Genomic DNA, 19,530 nt, shown 5'->3' with positions numbered 1-19,530 from the left:
CTTACTTTACTGATTCTGTTTCTTTATTCACACTTTTCTTTTCGAAAACAATCGCATCAAAATGTCGTAAAGGAGCATCCGACAAATCCGCGTCACTACCGAATGTCTGCTGTAAAAAAACTTCTGAGACTGCTTGTGACCGTGGATCTTCCGACGAAATCGTTTCTAATGCAACGACGCCTTCGAAGATTTTCGTCATTTGGACGGCGACCTTTTTCGGATGGAGCAGTTGGGTTTGTTCATCGAGCTGAACGAGTTTTTCCAGCATGCTGGTCAGTTTTTGTAACGCTTGCTCCACTGGGGTTTTTAGCGAAACAGCTGCCGAATCCAGATTAGCCAACCGCTCACTCATTTCTTGAACAAACGTTTGATGAATGTTGTATTTGCGCATTAATCGAACGACTTCCAAGCCTAAAATATTCGCTGTTCCTTCCCAAACCGTCAACACTTGCGCATCTCTCAATAGTCGTGGGGTGACAAAGTCTTCGATATAGCCATTTCCACCATGCATTTCAATCGATTCATGGGAGAAGTGGATGGCTTGCTCCGCCGATTCTTTTTTCAATAATGCAATCAATAACCGGAGCATGGCTTGCTCTTCTTCTGAAGGGTTTGCTCCTTTCGTCATCACTTGATCGAAGCGTTCAATCAACTCAAAAATGGCTGTCATTTCCACTTCCAATTTTGAAGCAAGGTTCGCTAATGTTTCGCGGACCATCGGGTAATCCGTAAGTTTCCCGCCAAATGCGCGTCGATCTTCAGCATAGTCTCTCGCCTCAACATAGCCGCGACGCATGATCCCTAGGGAAGCAATCGCATTACATACGCGCGAAAGATTCAACGCTTCCATCATATACTTGAATCCTTTTTTCGGATCACCGACGAGGTATCCTTTCGCTTGGTCAAATTCCACCTCCGCTGAAGGGACGGCTCGCACGCCGAGTTTGTCTTTTAACCGCCTTACTTTCGCGCGGTTTTCCACCCGGTTTTCTTCCCATGGGACTAAAAATAAACTCAATCCTTTAGTACCTTCCTCGGCTCCTGGGATCCTTGCCAAAACCATCGCGACACCGGCCATTCCAGTGTTACTGGCAAAATATTTTTCACCAGTGATGCGGTAGACTTCCCCATACGCATCCGATCCAGCCGCTTCAGCAGAAACTTCATTCGCACCGACATCCGAGCCGCCTTGTCGCTCAGTTAAAAACGTTGCGCCTTCATAAAGCTCTGTATCGCCTGTTGCGATGACATGCGGTAAATATTTTTTCCGTAATGCTTCATCGGCATAGTGATCAATTAAATAACTTGTCGCCATGGTCAATGTCACTGGACAATAAAAGCCCGGTTCCGCTTGGGAAAGCAAGTAGCCTTGCGCATACGAGTACACATAATTCCCTTGATGGCCAAGCTCAGGAATTTCCTTGTGAACATAGCCGACAATGCCCGTTTCATATGTCTCTTTCACGGTTTCCCGGTAGCCTTCATTCACCCAAACTTCATTGATTTCATTGCCCATTTTATCGTATTTGATCAACTGTGGCTGTCCTTCTCGGTCCGTATGAACGGCACGGTCATCAATTGCACCGGCGACTCTTTCGCCAAATACCGTCAGTTTTTCATCGGCATAGGCAAAAAATGCTTCTGGCAATGACCGCTTCAATAGTTTCTGCAATAATGGATCTGATGTGTAAAAGTTTTTCTCTGTCATTTTTCATCCTCCTAGCTGATTCGATTAATTGGATGTCATCTCTTCGGCAGAATCCCGTAATTGATTCCGCAGTAATTTTCCAGTCGCATTTCGTGGTAACGCTTCCACTTCCGCAAAAAGTTTTGGAATTTTATAGTCTGCTACCCGTCCATCAAGAAACGCTTTACAGCTACTCTCCAAGTCATCGACGGGTTCATTCAACACCACAAATGCTTTCGCAGTTTCGCCCCATTCCGTATGAGGAATGCCAACAATGGCTACGTCTTCAATGCTTGGGTGCTGGACCAATTCCTGTTCGACTTCAGTCGGAAAAATGTTTACTCCACCGGAAATAATGACATCTTTTTTCCGGTCAATCACCCAATAATAACCATCTTCATCTTGCACGGCGATATCACCGGTATAAAGCCAGCCGTCTTTTAATGTTTCAGCTGTTTTCTCAGGTGCTTTATAGTATTCTTTCATATTTCCTTCACCACGGAGGATGATTTCCCCCGGTTCTCCTTGTGCAACATCTTGACCTTGTTCATCAACGAGTCGAATTTCCGTATTCAAGGCAGCACGGCGCCCGATACTTCCCGATTTTTCCGTATGTTCGTCTGCTTTCAACAATGTTCCGCTTGGTCCTGCTTCTGTCAGGCCATAGACACACCATAAATTTTCAGTTTTAAATTTCTCTTTCACGAATTTGACTTCATTTTGTCCAAGTGGTGCGCCGCCGTACACCCAATATTCCATGGATGATAAATCAAACTCATTGATGTTCGGCTGTTTGGCAGATAAAAGATACGCTACAGGTGCACCAAAGAAATGCGTCACTTTTTCTTGAGAGACCATTTGCAATAAAAGGTCCGGTGTGAATGTCGGTGCTAAAACGTGCGTTGCGCCAGTATACAGTGCAGCTCCCATGAACAAATGCAGTGGCGCTGAATGGCTAAGTGGCATCATATGCAAAACACGGCTATGCTCATTCATCGTCATTTCGATACTGATCATCGTCGAGACAGTCAAAATGCTTCGATGTGTGAATACGACACCTTTCGGATCACCTGTCGTTCCAGAGGTATACAAAATCGATACTTCATCATTTTCTGTTGCATCGCAATCAATCGCAGTCGAATTTTCGCTCAATAACTGATTCACGGAAAGCCACTTACCTGCCGCTTCTCCTGTTTTAATAAACGTTAAATCATTTTCATCTGCGAGACCTTTTGATGCTTCAAACAACAATTCATGTGTTGCGAAAAATTCAGCTTCACTATGGTCAACAATGTATTGGATTTCCTTTTGAGTTAGCTTCGCATTGATCGGGATGGCCAGTCCTTTCAGCCGGATTGCCGCCATATATAAATATAAAAACTCAGGCACATTTGGCAAATGAATGATCAACTTATCTCCTTCTTTAAAACCTAAATTCCTTAACCCATTGGCCATGCGATTCACGCGCTCATCCCACTCTCGGTAACTGACCCGTTCGCTTGGACTGACCAATGCTTCATGATCTGGCTGCTTATTGGCGTGCACCTTTAATAAAGTCGATAAATTCATTTTACTTCCTCCTCCATTTTGGTTAATTCATTTCGAAACGTGTCCAAAAACATTTCCATTTCTTTTTTGAGCTGTTCGAGTTCATTGATCCGCTTGGTCACTTCAGCCATCTTTTCCTCTCCATACTCAATCGTCCGCTTCAGTTGCTCCCTCCCTGTCGGATCTTCTTCAAATAACAGAACCATTTCCTTGATCTCATCGAGTTTGAATCCATACTTTTTTCCACGAAAAATCAGTTGAAGCTGTGTGAGTTCCTTCCTGGTAAATATTCGTTGCCCAGTCGCTGTCCGCTTCGGATGAATCAATCCTACTTCCTCGTAATAACGAATCGTGCGATGAGACACACCAAATCGGTCAGCTACTTCAGCAATCGAATAAGTTCTTTCCAATGAATCACCACCTTTTTGTCAGAATATTCTTATGATTAAAGTATATCATTTACGTTAACGTAAAGCGCAAGGCTTTTTTAGAGAAAAGAAAGGCTCATATATTTACGATTGGGGCGCATATATTCATAGATCAGGTGCATATATTCCAGACTTGGGACCATATAGTAAGGAGGAGGTCGCATATCAGTAGGCTTGGGCTCAAATAATCGGAATTAGGGAGCATATCCCTCGAATGACGTAGCGGTAATTAATTAACATACTACGAGCGTGGCGGGACAGCACGTCGGGAGCATATATTCTGAGGTTGGGAGCATATATTCATAGATCGGGTCCATATATTCCAGACTTGGGACCATATAGTAAGGGGGAGGGAGCATATCAGTAGATTGGGGATCAAATAATTAGAATTAGGGAGCATATTCCTCGAATGACGGGACGATAATTAATTAACATACTACGAGCGTGGCGGAACAGCACGGTGGGCGCATATATTCCGAGGTTGGGAGCATATATTCATGAATCCGGCACATATGTTTCAGACTTGGGACCATATAGTAAGGAGGAGGTCGCATATCAGTAGATTGGGGCTCAAATAATTAGAATTAGGGAGCATATCGCACGAAAGGAGTGGCAGTTTAATCAGCATACTGCGAACGTGGCGGGACAGCGCGTCGGGTGCATATATTCTGAGGTTGGGAGCATATATTCATAGGCGCGGCACATATATCACGATTTTGGGACCATATAGCAAGAAGTAGGTCGCATATCAGTAGGCTTGGGCACAAATAATCGAAATTAGGGAGCATATTTCACGAAGAACTTACATCGCCTGGGCAGCTCATTATATAAATGATGAAGCACCGCGTCGTGAGCTCACTATACAAATGCACAAAAAATAAAAACCGGTCGGAACCGGTTAGGTGTATGTTTGTCTTATACAGTTTCCATCTCATCTTTTTCTGTGTACTTTCGTTTGGTTGCTTCTCCGCCACGCAAATGTCGAATCGATTTATGATATTCTAAAACGCTTTTTACTTCCTTGGACAGTGCCGGGTTAATTTTCGGCAGTCTTTCTGTCAGGTCTTTATGGACAGTGCTTTTAGAAACACCAAATTCTTTTGCGATTCTCCTGACGGTTTGCCTGGAGTCTAATAAATGCGCCGCAATCTTTAATGTTCTTTCTTTGATGTGATCATGCAAACGTCTCGCCTCCTGAAGTTGTCAACTCTTTGATGTGTTGGTACAGTTTATTCACTCAGGAGGTCGATTATGAGCACACTTTCGTTATTGGTGAAAAGATGTGTAAATATTCTGTTAGTTATTGTATGATAAAAATAAAAAAGTAGGTGCGTTTTATGAAGCGTAGTACAAAGTGGAGTTTGCGGATCGCTATCTTCGTGTTGGTCTTTTTCCCAATCTTTTTCATCATCTTCTCTTACACAACAGATAACTGGAATTTTCTTTGGTATAGCTTGATTCCGACATTTTTTTCAGGAAGCCTCGGTCTCTTTGCCGCACTCAACCAAGCAAAGAAGGACCGAATGATAATCGAGGAATGATTGATTGACTTACCTAGTTAGGCTAGTACTAAAATGACAATAATAACGACAAAAACAAAGCCAGCCGAAGCAAAAGAAAGGGCACTATAACCTTTCCTACCTAATCGCATTTCAACTATTCCAGTGATTAATTGAAGAACTCCTACAGCCAGCAATGTGTAAGGCGCTAACCAAAGTTCTCGCATGATTAAACTATATCCCGCCATCAGTACGACAATGACAGCCAAAACAATCCGAGCGATATTCATGTATAAGTCTCCTTTCACTTTTATCAACCATTTTGCTACTCTACTGATATTCTTGCAAGTATTATTGCATTCGTGGAAATAATGATGTAATATATAAATTGCATAATGTACATTATAATTTGCATGTAGGTATAGGGGTATTCTATGAAAAATCGAGTGAAGTTAGGACGGATCAAAAAAGATTTAACTCAAGCACAGTTAGCCAAACGCGTCGGAGCGACAAGGCAAACCATCGGCTTAATCGAAAAAGGGGATTATAATCCGAGTCTCCAGTTATGTATCGCCATTGCGAAAGAGCTTGATCAAACGTTGGATGAACTATTTTGGGAGGTGAGCTAATTGAAAACATGGCTATCGATCTTTTTACCGACAGACGAATACAAACGGCAAAGAATTCTAGTATTTATTGCTGAAGGCGGCGCGTTAATCGCCCTCGCTCAATTTCTCTCTTTGTTGATAGGCCCCTTTGAATCTAGTCTCGTCCCACTAATATCTATTGGCATCTTTGTTTTCTATGTAACCATCAGGTATATATCTTCAGGGATCGAGTATACAGAGGTTGCTACACAAAAGGATTATAATAAGGAACGGAAAAATATTTTCAGGAGTTCTTTATCATTTGGCGCCATTTTCACGGTGTTTAATTTTTTCACACAACGTGGGGACTTTCTCATCATCGAACCGATCATGATGGGATTATTGGCTACACTATTTTTCTTTTTATTCAGCTGGCTGTCATTGAAAAGGTCCTTCAATAAAAATCGTGAATTGATGGATGAATGAAAAAATCCCCCAGCTTAGGGGGGATTCCTCATTGTGCTATTTTACTTAAACCCTGGATTGACAGGCTGACCTTCTTCCATCAATCGAAAATGGACTTTTGAGACCTCTTCATCCGAGTAAACATTTTCACCGGAGAGACCTAGTGGGTCACCTTGGGTTAACTCGTCACCTTCACTGACATACACTTCTGAAAGGCTTGCGTACATTGTCGCTCGTTCACCGTCGTGTTCCATTTCAACAACTTTGCCGAGAAGATCATCTTCTTTTACACTCGTAACTTTACCTGTGAGTGACGCGATGACTTCAAATGATTCGCCATCAGATGATGTAATGTCGACTCCTTTGCTTTGGTAATACTGGTTATTGTAAAAGATAAGTGCATCCAATTGATCCTCTTCTGCAGCATCTTCTTCGCTGCTTTCAATAAGCTCGTTCTGTTCGACGTTCCAGCTGTAATCATTCGCATTTTCTTCAGCTGTGTCGTCTGCTGCGTTAAACTGATAAATCATGACCCCTGCTAACACGACCGCGACTAATCCAATGTAGAGTGTTGGGTAAAACCAACGTTGACGAGTCAATCTTTTCCATTTTGATTGACGAAGGAATTTTCTTTCCTTATCACTCATTTTCATCACCTCAGCAACCATTCTGAACCGATTACGTGGAATATATACATCGATTTTCAAAAATTTTCTTGGTTGCTGAGGTAATGGATGTTTATTTTTGATTGAAGTCCGTAGTTAAGAAGAGAATTCGAGTTTATTCATTAGTAGAAGTTTTGGCCGTATTACATAACCTCTTCCAATGTCTGAATGTCGATTCCTTGATAATAATGTTTGACGATGTCTTGATATGTCTTTCCTTCTCTGGCCATTCCGTTTGCTCCGTATTGACTCATGCCAACGCCATGACCATAGCCTTCCGTTTTGAAAATAATATAGTCATCTTTCTTTTCAATTGTAAAATCATTGGAACGTAGTCCTAGAGCTTCTCGGACTTCACGTCCACTGAAACTTTTTCCATTGATCGTTAGTTCTGCAATTCGCCCACTCTCGGTTCGTTTCACATTCGATACCGTTAAATTATTCGAAGCATTAATATCTAGCTGGGCTGCGACTTTTTGCATCGCAATGACTTCTTGCTCACTAAATTCAGGCGACTTTTCATCCCATGGGCTCGACACACTTTTTAAATAAGGAATTTCATTTTGCCAATAGTCTTCCGCATTTTCGGTATATCCATTACTCGTCGAGAAAAATTGGGCGGTGATTGGCGTTCCTTCATATGTGATGATCTGACCTTTTGTTTCATTAACAGCCTGCTCAAGTTTCATGAACCTTTCAGAGAAGTCGACGCCCCAGTCTTCCCGGAGTTCTTCTTCACTTTTAAATACTTGATCATTTACCGTATCGGTCACGTCGTATGCTTCCTCGCTTCCTGTCAGCATTTTTTTCACGATATACGTCCTTGCGGCAAGTGCTTGTGCTTTAATGGCTTCTTTTTCAAAGCTCATCGGCATTTCCGAAGCGACCACGAGAGCAACATACTCTTCAAGTGGTACCTCTTCAACGACTTCGCTTTCCTGACGAAAGACAGATACAACTGGTTCTTCACTCGGTGTCTCTGTTTCGGTTACTGGCTCACTTTCTACTTGTTCATCCACTTTCGTCGATGCCTCGGCAAACGGGATGACAAGAAGCGTAGGCAACACTAGAATGACTGAAAGTAACGTGGCAACTAGGATGATTGGTACCTTTCTCACTTTTGAAATTCCTCCTTTGATTAACTCCTGACTATTACTAGTTTTATGTAAAAGGCACCTTTGATAGAACAAAAATATAGAAATTTTATAGAAAAAATTCACATCAAGATTAATAGATTGCTCAACGTGAAAAAGCCCATCTCCTTTCAGAGATAGGCTGTGAGCTTATATCGATTTATTAATGAGTACGGCTAGTTAGCTAGACTTTGCCAATTTATCTGTCGTTGTTGGTTCTTCTGCTTCATCCGTTACGCGTTCGATTGTTGCGCCGAGTAATCTCAGTTTTTCTTCAAAGTTTACATAGCCACGATCTAAATGTTTTAATTCAGTGACTTCAGTGCGACCTTCTGCGACTAAGCCTGCGATGATGAGTGCGGCAGCAGCACGGAGATCGGTTGCTGCAACTTCTGCTCCTTGCAATTCGACTGGACCATTGACGATGGCACTACGTCCTTCGATTTTTGCTGCAGCGTTCATTCTTCTGAACTCTTCGACATGCATGAAACGATTTTCAAAGACCGTTTCCGTGATGACACTAGTACCTTCTGCTTTCATTGTCAGTGTCATGAACTGCGATTGTAAATCGGTCGGGAAGCCAGGATACGGTAGTGTTTTAATATCGACAGGCTTCAGTTTTTCACGGGCGGTGACACGGACAGCATCATCATACTCTTCAATCCGAATACCCATTTCTTTCATCTTCGCGATTAATGAGCGCAAATGTCCTGGAATTGCGCCGTTTACGACGACGTCTCCTCCTGTTAGCGCTGCAGCGATCATGAATGTCCCTGCTTCGATTCGGTCAGGAATAATGGTATGCTCGACACCATGCAATGCAGGAACGCCTTCGATACGAATTGTTTCCGTACCAGCTCCGATTACTTTACCACCCATTTGGTTAATATAGTTTGCTAAATCAACGATCTCTGGTTCTCTCGCGCAATTTTCAATGACAGATGTTCCTTCCGCTAAAGCTGCAGCCATGATAATGTTTTCCGTTGCGCCGACGCTTGGGAAATCCAAATAAATTCTTGCGCCTTGCAACTTTCCTGGTGCAAATGCTTCTACATATCCATTTCCTACATGAATATCTGCACCCATGGCTTCGAAACCTTTCAAATGTTGATCGATTGGTCTGGAGCCAATTGCACAGCCTCCTGGCATGGCGACTTTTGCGTGACCATACCTGGCCAGTAAAGGTCCCAACACAAGTACAGAAGCTCTCATTTTCCGTACATATTCAAAAGGTGTTTCTGTCTTTAATGTGTCAGACGCATCGATATGAAGCTTTCCACCATCTCTAAACACATTCACATTCATATATCTTAAAACTTCACTAATTGTATCTACATCTGCTAGTGTTGGCACTTGGTCGAGTGTACTTTTTCCTTCACTTGCCATGATGCTTGCTGCAATTACAGGTAAAACTGAGTTTTTGGCACCTTCGACTTGGACAGTTCCTTCAAGTCGATTGCCTCCTGTCACAATGATTTTATCCACAACATTTCCCTCCGTGATCGATATTCCGTATGTTATTTAATATTCAATTACAAGGATAGGTGTTCCGATTGTCAATGTTGCACCGTCTACCTCTTCTCTGATCGCTAATTGAATATTAATAGAATGCTGACTTTCATTTAGACTCGTTTTTATTAGGTCAGTTTTGCCACCTAATACTTTAAACCCTGACTCATCAAGCATATTTTTTTCTTGAATGTCAAAATCTTCTCGTATTCTATCAAAAAACAAATTACTATTCATTCTATCACTGTGCTTAGATTGATAACAAGAGTAATAAAGCCCATTTTCAAAGAATTCCTTGAAGGTTTCATCATTCAATTTGCCTTTAATTTCATTTTTCACTTGCTCATTCCAGATATCCCCTGAAAGAACATAAGTGACTTGGATTTTTCCGCGTTGGTCAAAACGAGTTACATCAAACTCTTCGTGTAAAGAATCGTTTTTCTGGGAGTCCTTTAAAGAATCTTTTTTTATTAACGTATTTTCTAAACGTTCAACTTGTGATTCATTTAACTCTGTTCGGATGGTAAAGGAAAATGAATCAATGTCCAATTCATTCTCTCTAAAATATTGATCGAACGTTTCAATGTCTTCCATAAAGTCATCTAAATTCGTAGTTTGATAGATTGTATGGTTCGTAAAAATAAAAGAAATCAAATATAGTCCAATAAATAATATTCTCATCATTTCCACCCCTCTTATCCAAAGGGTGGGCACGAAACACCAAGAATAAACCTTTCAAATTTCGACTTCTTTTTTACATCAAATAACTCAATTGACCTGACCAACGGATAAAATCGAGAAAAAAGTTACTTACTGTAGTACCTATCACAATTGAGAGTAAAATAAACAGCAATTTACTTTCGAGCTCTCGATCCTTCTTGAAAATCCCTTGAATATTGACTGACTCCAAGGCTTTCCAAGCTATTACGATAAAAATAAGGTGGGAAATCATTCCCGTTAATGCATCAACTGCTGGTTGTACAAACATCTCGGACACCTCTTACTAAGAATGTGCCTGCTATTCCCCACTGGATTAGTCTTACAAAAATAAGTCAAATTGTTGAGCTAATATTACATTTCCCGGGAAATATCGACATCAAACCTAAAGTTATTTATTTAGAAAAATTTGCTGTGGAGCGTGAAGACAATGGTTATGTAGTTTGTTCGCGGGTAATAAGTTATGTATTATTTTGTTAATATTCTTGTAACATTATGTCGTTCGTTAGTTGGATGATGGTTATAATTGCGTATTTTATGCTAATGTTTTGGTGAAAATTCTCTTATTTGTGTTGTTAAAGTTTTGGTTGATTGTCTTTTCGGCTTAATTGATCATGATGTGTCTGATTGCTGATGATGTGTTGGTGATTGTTGATAAATGTGATTTAACTCTTGATAAAGAGCGTCTAACTGTCAATAAATGCGGGCTAACTGTTGATAAGGATTACCTAACTGTCGATAAATGCATTCCAACTGTTGTTAATGAGCACCTGACTGTCGATAAACGCATTCTAACTGTTGATAAAGAGCGCCCAACTGTCGATAAATGCATCACAACTGTTGATAAAGGTCACCCAACTGTCGATAAATGCATTCCAACTGTTGATAAAGAGCACCTGACTGTCGATAAACGCATTCCAACTGTTGATAATGAGCGCCCAACTGTCGTTAAATGCGGCCTAACTGTTGATAAAGAGCACCTGACTGTCGTTAAATGCATTCCAACTGTCGATAAACGCATCCCTACTGTTGATAAAGAGCGCCTGACTGCTGATAAATGATTCCTAATTGCCGTTATATGCTCCCTGACTACCGATAAATGTGCCCTAGCTTCTGTTATATGCGCCCTAGCTGCTGTTATATGCTCCCTAAATACTGATATATGCTCCTAAAATGCCATTATATGCTCCCCAACTATTGATAAAGCACGCCAACCTGTCAATATACAACAAAAAAAGAGGCTATCCGCATACAATGGGATCAGCCTCTTTTTATTATTGATTATTTGCAATATCAATACGGTTGATCGCACGTTGAAGGGCGATTTGTGCGCGCTTAAAGTCAACGTCGTCTTCTCTTTTGGAGTTTAGGCGTTGCTCTGCGCGTTCCTTTGCTTGCTGAGCACGATCGACGTCGATGTCGCTCGGTTTTTCTGCAGATTGCGCTAGAATTGTCACTTGGTCAGGACGCACTTCAACGAAGCCTCCGTTGACTGCGACGTATTCCGTATTGTTCTCGCTTTTTAGTCGTACTGCACTGATGGTCAATGGTGCGACGAGTGGAATGTGGCCTGGTAAGATCCCGAGTTCTCCACCTTCCGCTCGACAGCTGACCATTTCATAGGTGCCATCCAGTACAGGGCCGTCAGGAGTGACAACACTCACATTTAGTGTTTTCAATCTTACCCCTCCTTGGGCAGTGGTAAGCGAAGAGGTCAATTACGACAGTTGCCTCTTTCGCTTAACGTCCCATTATTGTTCCAATTCTTCGGCTTTCTTAACGACTTCTTCGATTCGGCCAACCAAGCGGAAGGCATCCTCTGGCAAGTGATCGTATTTACCGGAAAGAATTTCTTTGAATCCTTTGATTGTTTCCTCAACAGGTACATAGGAACCTTTCATTCCAGTGAACTGTTCAGCCACGTGGAAGTTCTGAGATAAGAAGAACTGAATCCGACGTGCACGTGCTACTGTTTGTTTATCATCATCGGATAGTTCATCCATACCAAGGATTGCGATGATGTCTTGAAGTTCACTATAACGTTGTAGTGTTTGCTGAACTTCACGCGCTACTTCATAGTGCTCTTCGCCGACAATGTTCGGGTCAAGTGCACGGGATGTAGAAGAAAGTGGGTCTACCGCTGGGTAAATCCCTTGTTCTGTCAATTTACGCTCAAGGTTTGTTGTTGCGTCCAAGTGAGCGAAAGTTGTTGCTGGAGCTGGGTCTGTATAGTCATCCGCAGGTACGTATACAGCTTGGATCGATGTAATCGAACCTTTATTTGTTGATGTAATACGCTCCTGTAGCTGACCCATTTCCGTTGCAAGTGTCGGCTGGTAACCAACGGCAGATGGCATACGACCGAGTAGGGCGGATACCTCTAGACCACCTTGCGTAAAACGGAAGATGTTGTCGATAAAGAGTAGAACGTCTTGTCCTTCTTCATCACGGAAGTATTCTGCCATTGTCAAACCTGTCAAGGCAACACGCATACGTGCACCAGGTGGTTCGTTCATCTGACCGAATACCATTGCTGTTTTCGTAATAACTCCGGAGTCGCTCATTTCGTAGTAAAGGTCGTTACCTTCACGTGTACGTTCACCAACACCTGCGAATACGGAAATACCGCCGTGTTCTTGTGCGATGTTGTTGATAAGCTCCTGGATTAATACGGTTTTACCTACACCCGCACCTCCGAAAAGTCCGATCTTACCACCTTTTACGTAAGGGGCAAGTAAATCTACAACTTTGATACCTGTTTCTAGGATTTGTGTTTCTGTAGCTAAGGTATCAAAGCTTGGTGATTCACGATGAATTGGATCACGACGAACGTCATCACCGATTTCTTCTTCCAAATCAATTTTTTCACCAAGAACGTTAAACACTCGGCCTAGCGTCTTTTCACCAACCGGAACGGAGATTGGTCCATTTGTATCTTCCACTTCTTCACCACGAACGAGTCCGTCTGTAGAAGACATTGCTACGGTACGTACGGTGTCATCACCTAAGTGAAGTGCTACTTCGAGTACTAAATCGTCACGTAGGTCTGTTCCAGCTACACGTAAAGCGTTGTAGATCTCAGGAAGATCTCCACTATCAAACTTCACGTCAACAACTGGTCCCATGACCTGTGTGATGTGTCCTTTGCTCATCCTTTTCCCTCCTAACTGAATCGAATCAGAAAACATCTTTTCAGTTCATACGAATCTTGCAGTTCGCGATTATTCTAATGCAGATGCACCACTTACGATCTCAGTGATCTCTTGAGTGATGGCTGCTTGACGTGCACGGTTATACGAGAGAGTTAAGTCATCGATTAAGTCTTCTGCGTTGTCCGTTGCACTGCGCATCGCGGTCATACGAGACGCGTGTTCACTTGCTTTACCATCGAGTAATGCACCATAAATTAAGCTTTCGGCATACTGAGGCAAAATTGTATTTAAGATTGCTTCTTGATCTGGTTCATATTCATATGTGCTGAGCTGCTTTCCTTCTTCATTGATATTGGTCAATGGCAGAAGTTTTGTTTCTGTCACTTCTTGTGTAATTGCACTTACATAGTGGTTATAGTGTAAGTACAGCTCATCCACTTCTTCGTCTTCAAAGAGGTTTACAGCATAGCTTGTAATCTCTTTGATTTCCGCAAACTCTGGTTGGTCATCCAAACCGACGATGCTTTTGGCGATCGGCAGTTCCATTCGTTTACAGAATTCAGTGCCCACTTTACCTAGTGGGATCACCACATATTCGTCTTTAGAACGATGACGCTCTTGGATTGTACGATAAAGGTTTCTTAAAATATTGCTATTGTAAGGACCTGCTAATCCACGGTCAGATGTGATGACGACATATCCAGTCTTCTTGATTGGACGAGATTGAAGCATAGGATGATCGGCATCTACGTTACCGGAAGCGATACTCGCGACGACCTCTTGGATTTTTTCCATATAAGGTACGAACGATTTCGCATTTTGTTCGGCTTTGTTCATTTTAGATGCAGAAACCATTTCCATTGCACTCGTGATCTTTTTGGTGCTGGAAGTCGAATTGATTCTGTTTTTTATTTCACGAAGAGATGCCACAACGTCTCACCACCTTTTTTAAGAGACTTCTTCGTATTTTAAAAAGGTGTGTCAGAAATGATTCATACGAGTCAATTTCCGACACGGTCAAACAGATTGTTTATATGAATCAATGATTTATTTTTGTTCGCTAACGCTGAACGTGTTTTTGAAGCCTTCAATCGCTTTGTTGAATGCTTCTTTATCCGGAAGCTGTTCTGTTTCACGGATGGATTGAAGTATGTCAGATGCATGTTGTTTCATGTATGCATGTAGACCTTCCTCGAAACGTTGTACATCTTCCACTGGAATGTCATCCAAGTAGCCGTTAACCAATGCATAAATGATTGCAACTTGGTATTCGACACGTTGTGGTTCGTGTAGGCCTTGTTTCAAGACTTCAACCGTACGTTGTCCACGGTTCAGTTTCGCTTGTGTTGCTTTATCGAGGTCAGAACCGAACTGTGCGAAAGATTCCAACTCACGGAAGGACGCTAAGTCAAGACGTAGCGTACCAGCAACTTTCTTCATTGCTTTGATTTGTGCTGAACCACCAACACGGGATACGGAAAGACCTGGGTTGATCGCAGGACGTACACCGGAGTTGAATAGGTCAGACTGCAAGAAGATTTGTCCGTCTGTGATGGAAATGACGTTCGTTGGGATATACGCACCGATATCACCGGCTTGTGTCTCAACGAATGGTAGGGCTGTCAATGAGCCGCCGCCTTTTGCATCACTTAGTTTAGCTGCACGCTCTAGTAAGCGAGAGTGCAAGTAGAATACGTCTCCAGGGAATGCTTCACGGCCTGGTGGGCGACGTAGTAGCAAGGAAAGTTCACGGTAGGCAGAAGCCTGTTTGGATAAGTCATCATAGACGACCAATACGTGTTTTCCGTTATACATGAATTCTTCACCCATAGATACACCCGCATATGGTGCTAGGTAAAGAAGTGGCGCTGGGTCAGATGCGCCCGCATTAACGACGATTGTATAGTCTAATGCGCCATGTTGACGAAGGGTTTCAACAACACCACTTACTGTGGATTCTTTTTGTCCGATCGCAACATAGATACAAATAACGTCTTCTTCTTTTTGGTTAATGATTGTGTCAATGGCGATTGCCGTTTTACCTGTTTGGCGGTCACCAATGATCAATTCACGCTGTCCACGGCCAATTGGTACCATGGAGTCGATTACTTTAATTCCAGTCTGTAGTGGTTCGTCAACTGATTTACGATCCATAACTCCTGGCGCCGGACTTTCAATCGGGCGGGATTTGGATGTTTCAATTGTACCTAAACCATCGATTGCTTGACCTAATGGATTCACAACACGACCTAATAATTCTTCTCCAACTGGAACTTGCATAATACGTCCGGTACGGCGAACTTCATCACCTTCGCGGATTTCAGTAAATGGCCCAAGAATAACGATACCGACGTTGTTCTCTTCAAGGTTTTGGGTCATTCCCATTACGCCGTTAGAGAATTCAACGAGCTCCCCAGCCATTACATCATCTAGACCATGTGCACGAGCGATTCCGTCACCGACTTCGATTACGGTACCGACATCGTTTACTTCGATCTCAGAATCATAATTTTCAATTTGCTGTTTAATCAGCGCACTGATTTCTTCAGCTTTGATGCTCATCCATTTCACCCCTATCTTTACTTGTTTGCAGACGTAAGGTTCTGCTCTAAACGTTTCAACTGTGTTGCAAGTGTTCCGTCGTAAATTTTATTGCCGATTTGGACACGAATGCCGCCTAGCAATGAAGCGTCGACGATATTGTTCATTCGAAGGGTGTTTAAATTCAATCGTTTCACAAAAACTTTCTCGACTTGAGCTAGCTCTTCTGAAGAAAGTTCGCGAACGGAATAAACATCCGCTTCTGCAACTCCACTTGCTTCGTTTTTCATTTCAACAAATGAACGGACCATATCCGGAATGATCTCTACACGGCCTTTATCTACTAATAGTAGGAGTGTGTTTACCAGATCTTTTGTCAGATCCTTGAAAGTATTCCGAATGAAATTCTTTTTATCCTCAGTTGAAACTCGTGGATTATTCATATATGTGCTGAAAGCAGGTTCATTTTCATATACTTCAGCAAGTACATTCAGTTCATTTTCAATCGATTCGAGGGAAGCTTTTTCTTTCCCCAATTCGTAAAGAGCTACCGCATATCTTCTGGCTACAATTGAATTACTCATTGTCTTCGCCTACTTTTTCCAAGTAATCGTTGATCAATTTCTCTTGTTCTGTTTCAGAAAGTTCTTTTTCAATCACTTTGCTGGCAATCTGAACAGATAGACTACCCACTTGAGTTTGTAGGGCTTGAATTGCCTTGTCACGCTCTTGTTCGATCTCAAGACGCGCGTTTTCTTTGATACGTGCGGCCTCTTCTTTTGCGGCTTTGATTAAGTCTGCTTGCTGATTTTTTGCAGTTTCGTTAGCGTCATCAATGATTTGTTGCGCGTTTTGACGTGTGTTTTTCAACTCGTCATTCGCTTCATTCATGAGCCGTTTTGCTTCTTGGTTGCTTTGTTCTGCTTGATCTATTTCACTCGCGATATGTTGTTCACGCTCTTGCATGACATTCATCAGCGGTTTCCAAGCGAACTTGGTAATCAACGCCAATAGAATGATAAACGTAATTAACTGGATAATCATATCTCCAAAAAGTAACCCATTGGCAGCACCAATGATCAATGCTTGGTCTAGCACGGCTTTCACTCCTTTCGCCTATTCTTCTATAAGGCTTCACACGGAAAACGATGTTTCAAAAAACAGCTTGTTTTCGCATGCTCTCTTTAATCTTTCGCGTACAAATGAATGGCGAAGCTTCTGAGCGACTCCGCCATTATTTTGATGTATTCATTCGACTACATTACCATAAAGGCAATAACAACGGCGATAATTGGAACCGCCTCAACCAACGCAACCCCGATAAACATTGTTGTTTGTAGGGCACCACGCAATTCTGGCTGACGAGAAATACCCTCTACTGTACGAGATACGATCAAACCGTTACCTACACCAGCACCTAGTGCCGCTAAACCTACTGCAATTGCAGCTGCTACTGCTCCTGTCATTGAAAATTCCTCCTCTTGGATATTAGAAATTAGTGTTTTTTTATGAATTAATGGTCATCGCTCACTTTGTGCGACATATAAACCATTGTTAACATAACGAAGATAAATGCTTGGATTGCAGCAATGAATAGTTTAAATCCTTGCCAAGCAATTGTTGGCACAATTCCTCCAACAAATCCAAGTGTACCGGAAGCCATCAGACCGATCAGTAAGGTCAATAGAACTTCCCCTGCAAACATGTTTCCGTAAAGACGCATTCCGAGCGTAAGCGTATTCGCAAACTCCTCAATGATTTTTAACGGAAACAAGAGTGGAACGGGTGTGAAAAAATCTTTAACATATCCTTTTCCACCTTTGAGTTTGATGCCGTAGTAATGGGTTAATGCTACTACCATTACGGCAAGAGTCAATGTAATACTCGGGTCAGCTGTTGGTGATTTCCACCATAAATCCCCGTCATACACGACCATAAACATGATACCAAGTAAGTTACCTATAAAGATGTAGAATAACAATGTTAGCCCGAGTGGTAGGAATTGCTTCCCTGTTTTCCAATCCATTGTACTGCTGACCATTCCACGTACGAAGTCGACAATCCATTCCATAAAGTTCTGGAACCCACTCGGTTTCCGCTGGAGTTTCCGACTCCCTATAATCGCGATTATTAATACGATCAGTGAGGATACGAGAACCATCATTACGTTGGATAGATTGAAATCGAGCCAACTGATCCCAAAGAGATCTTCATATATAGGTGCACCGTGATCCAAAATCATTCACCCCTTTTCGTACTGGTAGTCTTTTTACTACTGAAAATAAAATCTATCATAATGACTAAGTATGGTGTCATTAAACCCACAACTGCTGCGATAATGTGGAATTGCTCCGGATATCGTAGAATGATGACGACAACCAATGCGGCTGCAGCAAATCTGGAAAGTGTTCCAAATGATTTCGCCGTCTGATTGTTTGCTGCTTTTTCTCCCATGATATCAATCTTCTTTTGAAGTAAAAACAGATTGAAAAAGCCGGCGACAATTCCGATGATCAAGCTTTGAAAAATGACTTGGTAATCTGTAAATCCCCAACCGATCACGGAGATGGCGAGCAGATACAACATCCATTTTCGTTGCCTATTGATCATCACTGAGTAGTTATTCACGATGATTGTCCCCCATTAATTGATTGACGAGGTAGATCATCCCATAGACACCTGCGGCTAAGCCGATCAACAATCCTACTAACAGAAACCAAGGACTCGTACCAAAATAACTGTCGAGCCAGCGTCCTGAAAATATGCCAACAATTGTCGAACCCGACAAATAGCTTAGAATCGTTGTAGTAATGGCAATCCCGCGAAACGGTTTTCCATTCATAGACATACCTGCCAGTCCAGCCTGTCCTTATTATGCAGATGTTCTAGAACTCACTAAAAAGATTCACACATGGTTTCGGCCGAAAAAACAGGGTGAATAGCGTCGTTTTTTCGGATATTTTGCTTGGGACCATATGTACATTCGTCATCTGAAATCCGTGTGCTTTTCAATAAGATTTTCGGTTGAAAGCCTTATCATTCCACACTAAGTTAGAATACAATAACCCCTAATATAAGTCAATCTATTTTGGGTTCAAAATAAAACAACTTTGTGACAAACATCACATTTTTAATTGGGTCGTTTTTTACAATGATTATTGTCTTGGTGGTTGATGCTTTTTGTCGATTATGGACGAATGGTTTTTTCTTTTTTTAGATTAGGCTTTTGTTATAAGTGTTATATGGTGGAGATCTCCTGGTTTGTGCGTACAACGATCCGATTTTCGCGGGCGACAATCCGATGAACGTGGCGAGCCACAAAATAAAGTAGATCATTTTTGCCGAGGCAAAAATGTACTTTTTTTTAAGATTTTTTCCGAGATCTTGCGGTTGAACGGAGGTGTCTTGATTGCTGGCTGCTCGATTAAAAGATGCAGCCGCCTGATAAACGCGGCGAGCCGCCCGACAAAGCGCTCCAACCGCCCGATAAACGCGGCGAGCCGCTCGACAAAACGTTCCAACCGCTCGATAAACGTGCCGAGCCACCCGACAAAACGCTCCAACCGCTCGACAAACGCACCGAGCCGCCCGACAAAGCG

Annotated in this window: 25 protein-coding genes; 4 read left to right on the top strand and 21 right to left on the bottom strand. The window is 42.2% G+C overall.

Annotated features, from left to right (window positions below; genetic code table 11):
• Position 1: 1 nt before the first annotated feature.
• The 4 genes from KQ486_RS12660 to spoIIID form a co-directional block, all read right to left on the bottom strand.
• Positions 2-1,708: an acyl-CoA dehydrogenase family protein gene (locus KQ486_RS12660; protein WP_216687828.1), complete on the bottom strand. Its 1,707-nt coding sequence runs from the start codon at positions 1,706-1,708 to the stop codon at positions 2-4.
• 24 nt (positions 1,709-1,732) lie between these two features.
• A complete protein-coding gene (locus KQ486_RS12655; protein WP_216687827.1) occupies positions 1,733-3,256 on the bottom strand; it encodes a class I adenylate-forming enzyme family protein in 1,524 nt (507 codons plus the stop codon).
• Positions 3,253-3,645, bottom strand: a complete 393-nt coding sequence (locus KQ486_RS12650; RefSeq protein WP_216687826.1) for a MerR family transcriptional regulator — start codon at positions 3,643-3,645, stop codon at positions 3,253-3,255. The genes KQ486_RS12655 and KQ486_RS12650 overlap by 4 nt, the downstream gene beginning before the upstream one ends.
• 933 nt (positions 3,646-4,578) lie before the next feature.
• The gene (spoIIID, locus tag KQ486_RS12645; RefSeq protein ID WP_144163380.1) at positions 4,579-4,845 is read right to left on the bottom strand and encodes a sporulation transcriptional regulator SpoIIID; all 267 of its coding nucleotides are present in this window, start codon (positions 4,843-4,845) and stop codon (positions 4,579-4,581) included.
• Between the two features lie 155 nt (positions 4,846-5,000).
• Between spoIIID and KQ486_RS12640 the strand changes: the two genes are divergently transcribed.
• Entirely contained in the window at positions 5,001-5,204 is a 204-nt protein-coding gene (locus KQ486_RS12640) for a hypothetical protein (protein ID WP_144163381.1), read from the top strand.
• Positions 5,205-5,221: 17 nt separating this feature from the next.
• On the opposite strand, the gene KQ486_RS12635 is transcribed toward KQ486_RS12640, so the two are convergent.
• Positions 5,222-5,452, bottom strand: a complete 231-nt coding sequence (locus tag KQ486_RS12635) for a hypothetical protein (protein ID WP_144163382.1) — start codon at positions 5,450-5,452, stop codon at positions 5,222-5,224.
• A gap of 144 nt (positions 5,453-5,596) precedes the next feature.
• Here KQ486_RS12635 and KQ486_RS12630 point away from each other — a divergent pair, with 144 nt between their 5' ends.
• Both KQ486_RS12630 and KQ486_RS12625 read left to right on the top strand, forming a co-directional pair.
• Positions 5,597-5,791: a helix-turn-helix transcriptional regulator gene (locus KQ486_RS12630; protein WP_144163383.1), complete on the top strand. Its 195-nt coding sequence runs from the start codon at positions 5,597-5,599 to the stop codon at positions 5,789-5,791.
• The gene (locus tag KQ486_RS12625) at positions 5,792-6,235 is read left to right on the top strand and encodes a hypothetical protein (RefSeq protein ID WP_144163384.1); all 444 of its coding nucleotides are present in this window, start codon (positions 5,792-5,794) and stop codon (positions 6,233-6,235) included. It abuts the gene before it with no gap.
• A gap of 41 nt (positions 6,236-6,276) precedes the next feature.
• Here the strand turns inward: KQ486_RS12625 and KQ486_RS12620 are convergent, their stop codons facing one another.
• From KQ486_RS12620 to KQ486_RS12600, 5 genes are all read right to left on the bottom strand, one after another.
• On the bottom strand, positions 6,277-6,861 hold the full coding sequence (locus KQ486_RS12620; protein WP_216687825.1) for a M23 family metallopeptidase: 585 nt from the start codon (positions 6,859-6,861) through the stop codon (positions 6,277-6,279).
• Positions 6,862-7,022: 161 nt separating this feature from the next.
• On the bottom strand, positions 7,023-7,997 hold the full coding sequence (spoIID, locus tag KQ486_RS12615) for a stage II sporulation protein D (protein ID WP_144163386.1): 975 nt from the start codon (positions 7,995-7,997) through the stop codon (positions 7,023-7,025).
• 195 nt (positions 7,998-8,192) lie between these two features.
• Positions 8,193-9,497: a UDP-N-acetylglucosamine 1-carboxyvinyltransferase gene (gene murA / locus KQ486_RS12610; protein WP_144163387.1), complete on the bottom strand. Its 1,305-nt coding sequence runs from the start codon at positions 9,495-9,497 to the stop codon at positions 8,193-8,195.
• A 36-nt stretch (positions 9,498-9,533) separates the two neighbouring features.
• Positions 9,534-10,202 (bottom strand): YwmB family TATA-box binding protein, encoded by a 669-nt coding sequence (locus tag KQ486_RS12605; protein WP_186278646.1) that lies wholly within the window; start codon positions 10,200-10,202, stop codon positions 9,534-9,536.
• 73 nt (positions 10,203-10,275) lie between these two features.
• A complete protein-coding gene (locus KQ486_RS12600) occupies positions 10,276-10,509 on the bottom strand; it encodes a DUF1146 family protein (RefSeq protein WP_216687824.1) in 234 nt (77 codons plus the stop codon).
• A 343-nt stretch (positions 10,510-10,852) separates the two neighbouring features.
• On the opposite strand from KQ486_RS12600, the gene KQ486_RS12595 reads away from it, so the two are divergent.
• Positions 10,853-11,299 carry a hypothetical protein gene (locus KQ486_RS12595; RefSeq protein ID WP_216687823.1) on the top strand — a complete coding sequence of 149 codons (447 nt, stop codon included), beginning with the start codon at positions 10,853-10,855 and terminating at the stop codon, positions 11,297-11,299.
• Positions 11,300-11,512: 213 nt separating this feature from the next.
• On the opposite strand, the gene KQ486_RS12590 is transcribed toward KQ486_RS12595, so the two are convergent.
• The 11 genes from KQ486_RS12590 to KQ486_RS12540 all read right to left on the bottom strand — a co-directional run.
• Entirely contained in the window at positions 11,513-11,917 is a 405-nt protein-coding gene (locus KQ486_RS12590; protein ID WP_216687822.1) for a F0F1 ATP synthase subunit epsilon, read from the bottom strand.
• Between the two features lie 72 nt (positions 11,918-11,989).
• Positions 11,990-13,390: a F0F1 ATP synthase subunit beta gene (atpD, locus tag KQ486_RS12585; RefSeq protein ID WP_144163392.1), complete on the bottom strand. Its 1,401-nt coding sequence runs from the start codon at positions 13,388-13,390 to the stop codon at positions 11,990-11,992.
• A gap of 69 nt (positions 13,391-13,459) precedes the next feature.
• Positions 13,460-14,320, bottom strand: coding sequence for an ATP synthase F1 subunit gamma (atpG, locus tag KQ486_RS12580; protein WP_144163393.1), 861 nt, complete (start codon positions 14,318-14,320; stop codon positions 13,460-13,462).
• A 117-nt stretch (positions 14,321-14,437) separates the two neighbouring features.
• Positions 14,438-15,952 carry a F0F1 ATP synthase subunit alpha gene (gene atpA, locus KQ486_RS12575; protein ID WP_144163394.1) on the bottom strand — a complete coding sequence of 505 codons (1,515 nt, stop codon included), beginning with the start codon at positions 15,950-15,952 and terminating at the stop codon, positions 14,438-14,440.
• Positions 15,953-15,969: 17 nt separating this feature from the next.
• Entirely contained in the window at positions 15,970-16,515 is a 546-nt protein-coding gene (locus KQ486_RS12570; RefSeq protein WP_144163395.1) for a F0F1 ATP synthase subunit delta, read from the bottom strand.
• Complete coding sequence (gene atpF, locus KQ486_RS12565) at positions 16,508-17,029, bottom strand: F0F1 ATP synthase subunit B (RefSeq protein WP_144163396.1); 522 nt, start codon at positions 17,027-17,029, stop codon at positions 16,508-16,510. Before atpF ends, KQ486_RS12570 begins: the two co-directional genes overlap by 8 nt.
• Before the next feature lie 158 nt (positions 17,030-17,187).
• Positions 17,188-17,397 carry a F0F1 ATP synthase subunit C gene (atpE, locus tag KQ486_RS12560; RefSeq protein ID WP_144163397.1) on the bottom strand — a complete coding sequence of 70 codons (210 nt, stop codon included), beginning with the start codon at positions 17,395-17,397 and terminating at the stop codon, positions 17,188-17,190.
• A 47-nt stretch (positions 17,398-17,444) separates the two neighbouring features.
• Complete coding sequence (gene atpB / locus KQ486_RS12555) at positions 17,445-18,167, bottom strand: F0F1 ATP synthase subunit A (RefSeq protein ID WP_144163398.1); 723 nt, start codon at positions 18,165-18,167, stop codon at positions 17,445-17,447.
• Between the two features lie 2 nt (positions 18,168-18,169).
• Positions 18,170-18,559 carry an ATP synthase subunit I gene (locus KQ486_RS12550; protein WP_144163399.1) on the bottom strand — a complete coding sequence of 130 codons (390 nt, stop codon included), beginning with the start codon at positions 18,557-18,559 and terminating at the stop codon, positions 18,170-18,172.
• Entirely contained in the window at positions 18,552-18,773 is a 222-nt protein-coding gene (locus KQ486_RS12545) for an AtpZ/AtpI family protein (RefSeq protein ID WP_370512035.1), read from the bottom strand. Before KQ486_RS12545 ends, KQ486_RS12550 begins: the two co-directional genes overlap by 8 nt.
• Positions 18,774-19,263: 490 nt before the next feature.
• The coding region (locus KQ486_RS12540) for a hypothetical protein (protein WP_216687821.1) at positions 19,264-19,530 on the bottom strand (267 nt) is incomplete at its 5' end.

Origin of the sequence: Allobacillus halotolerans (assembly GCF_018967645.1) — a bacterium.
Taxonomy (GTDB): domain Bacteria; phylum Bacillota; class Bacilli; order Bacillales; family Alkalibacillaceae; genus Allobacillus; species Allobacillus halotolerans.
The sequence above is the reverse complement of the archived record's forward strand: the minus strand, read 5'-3'. Positions and strand labels throughout refer to the sequence as shown.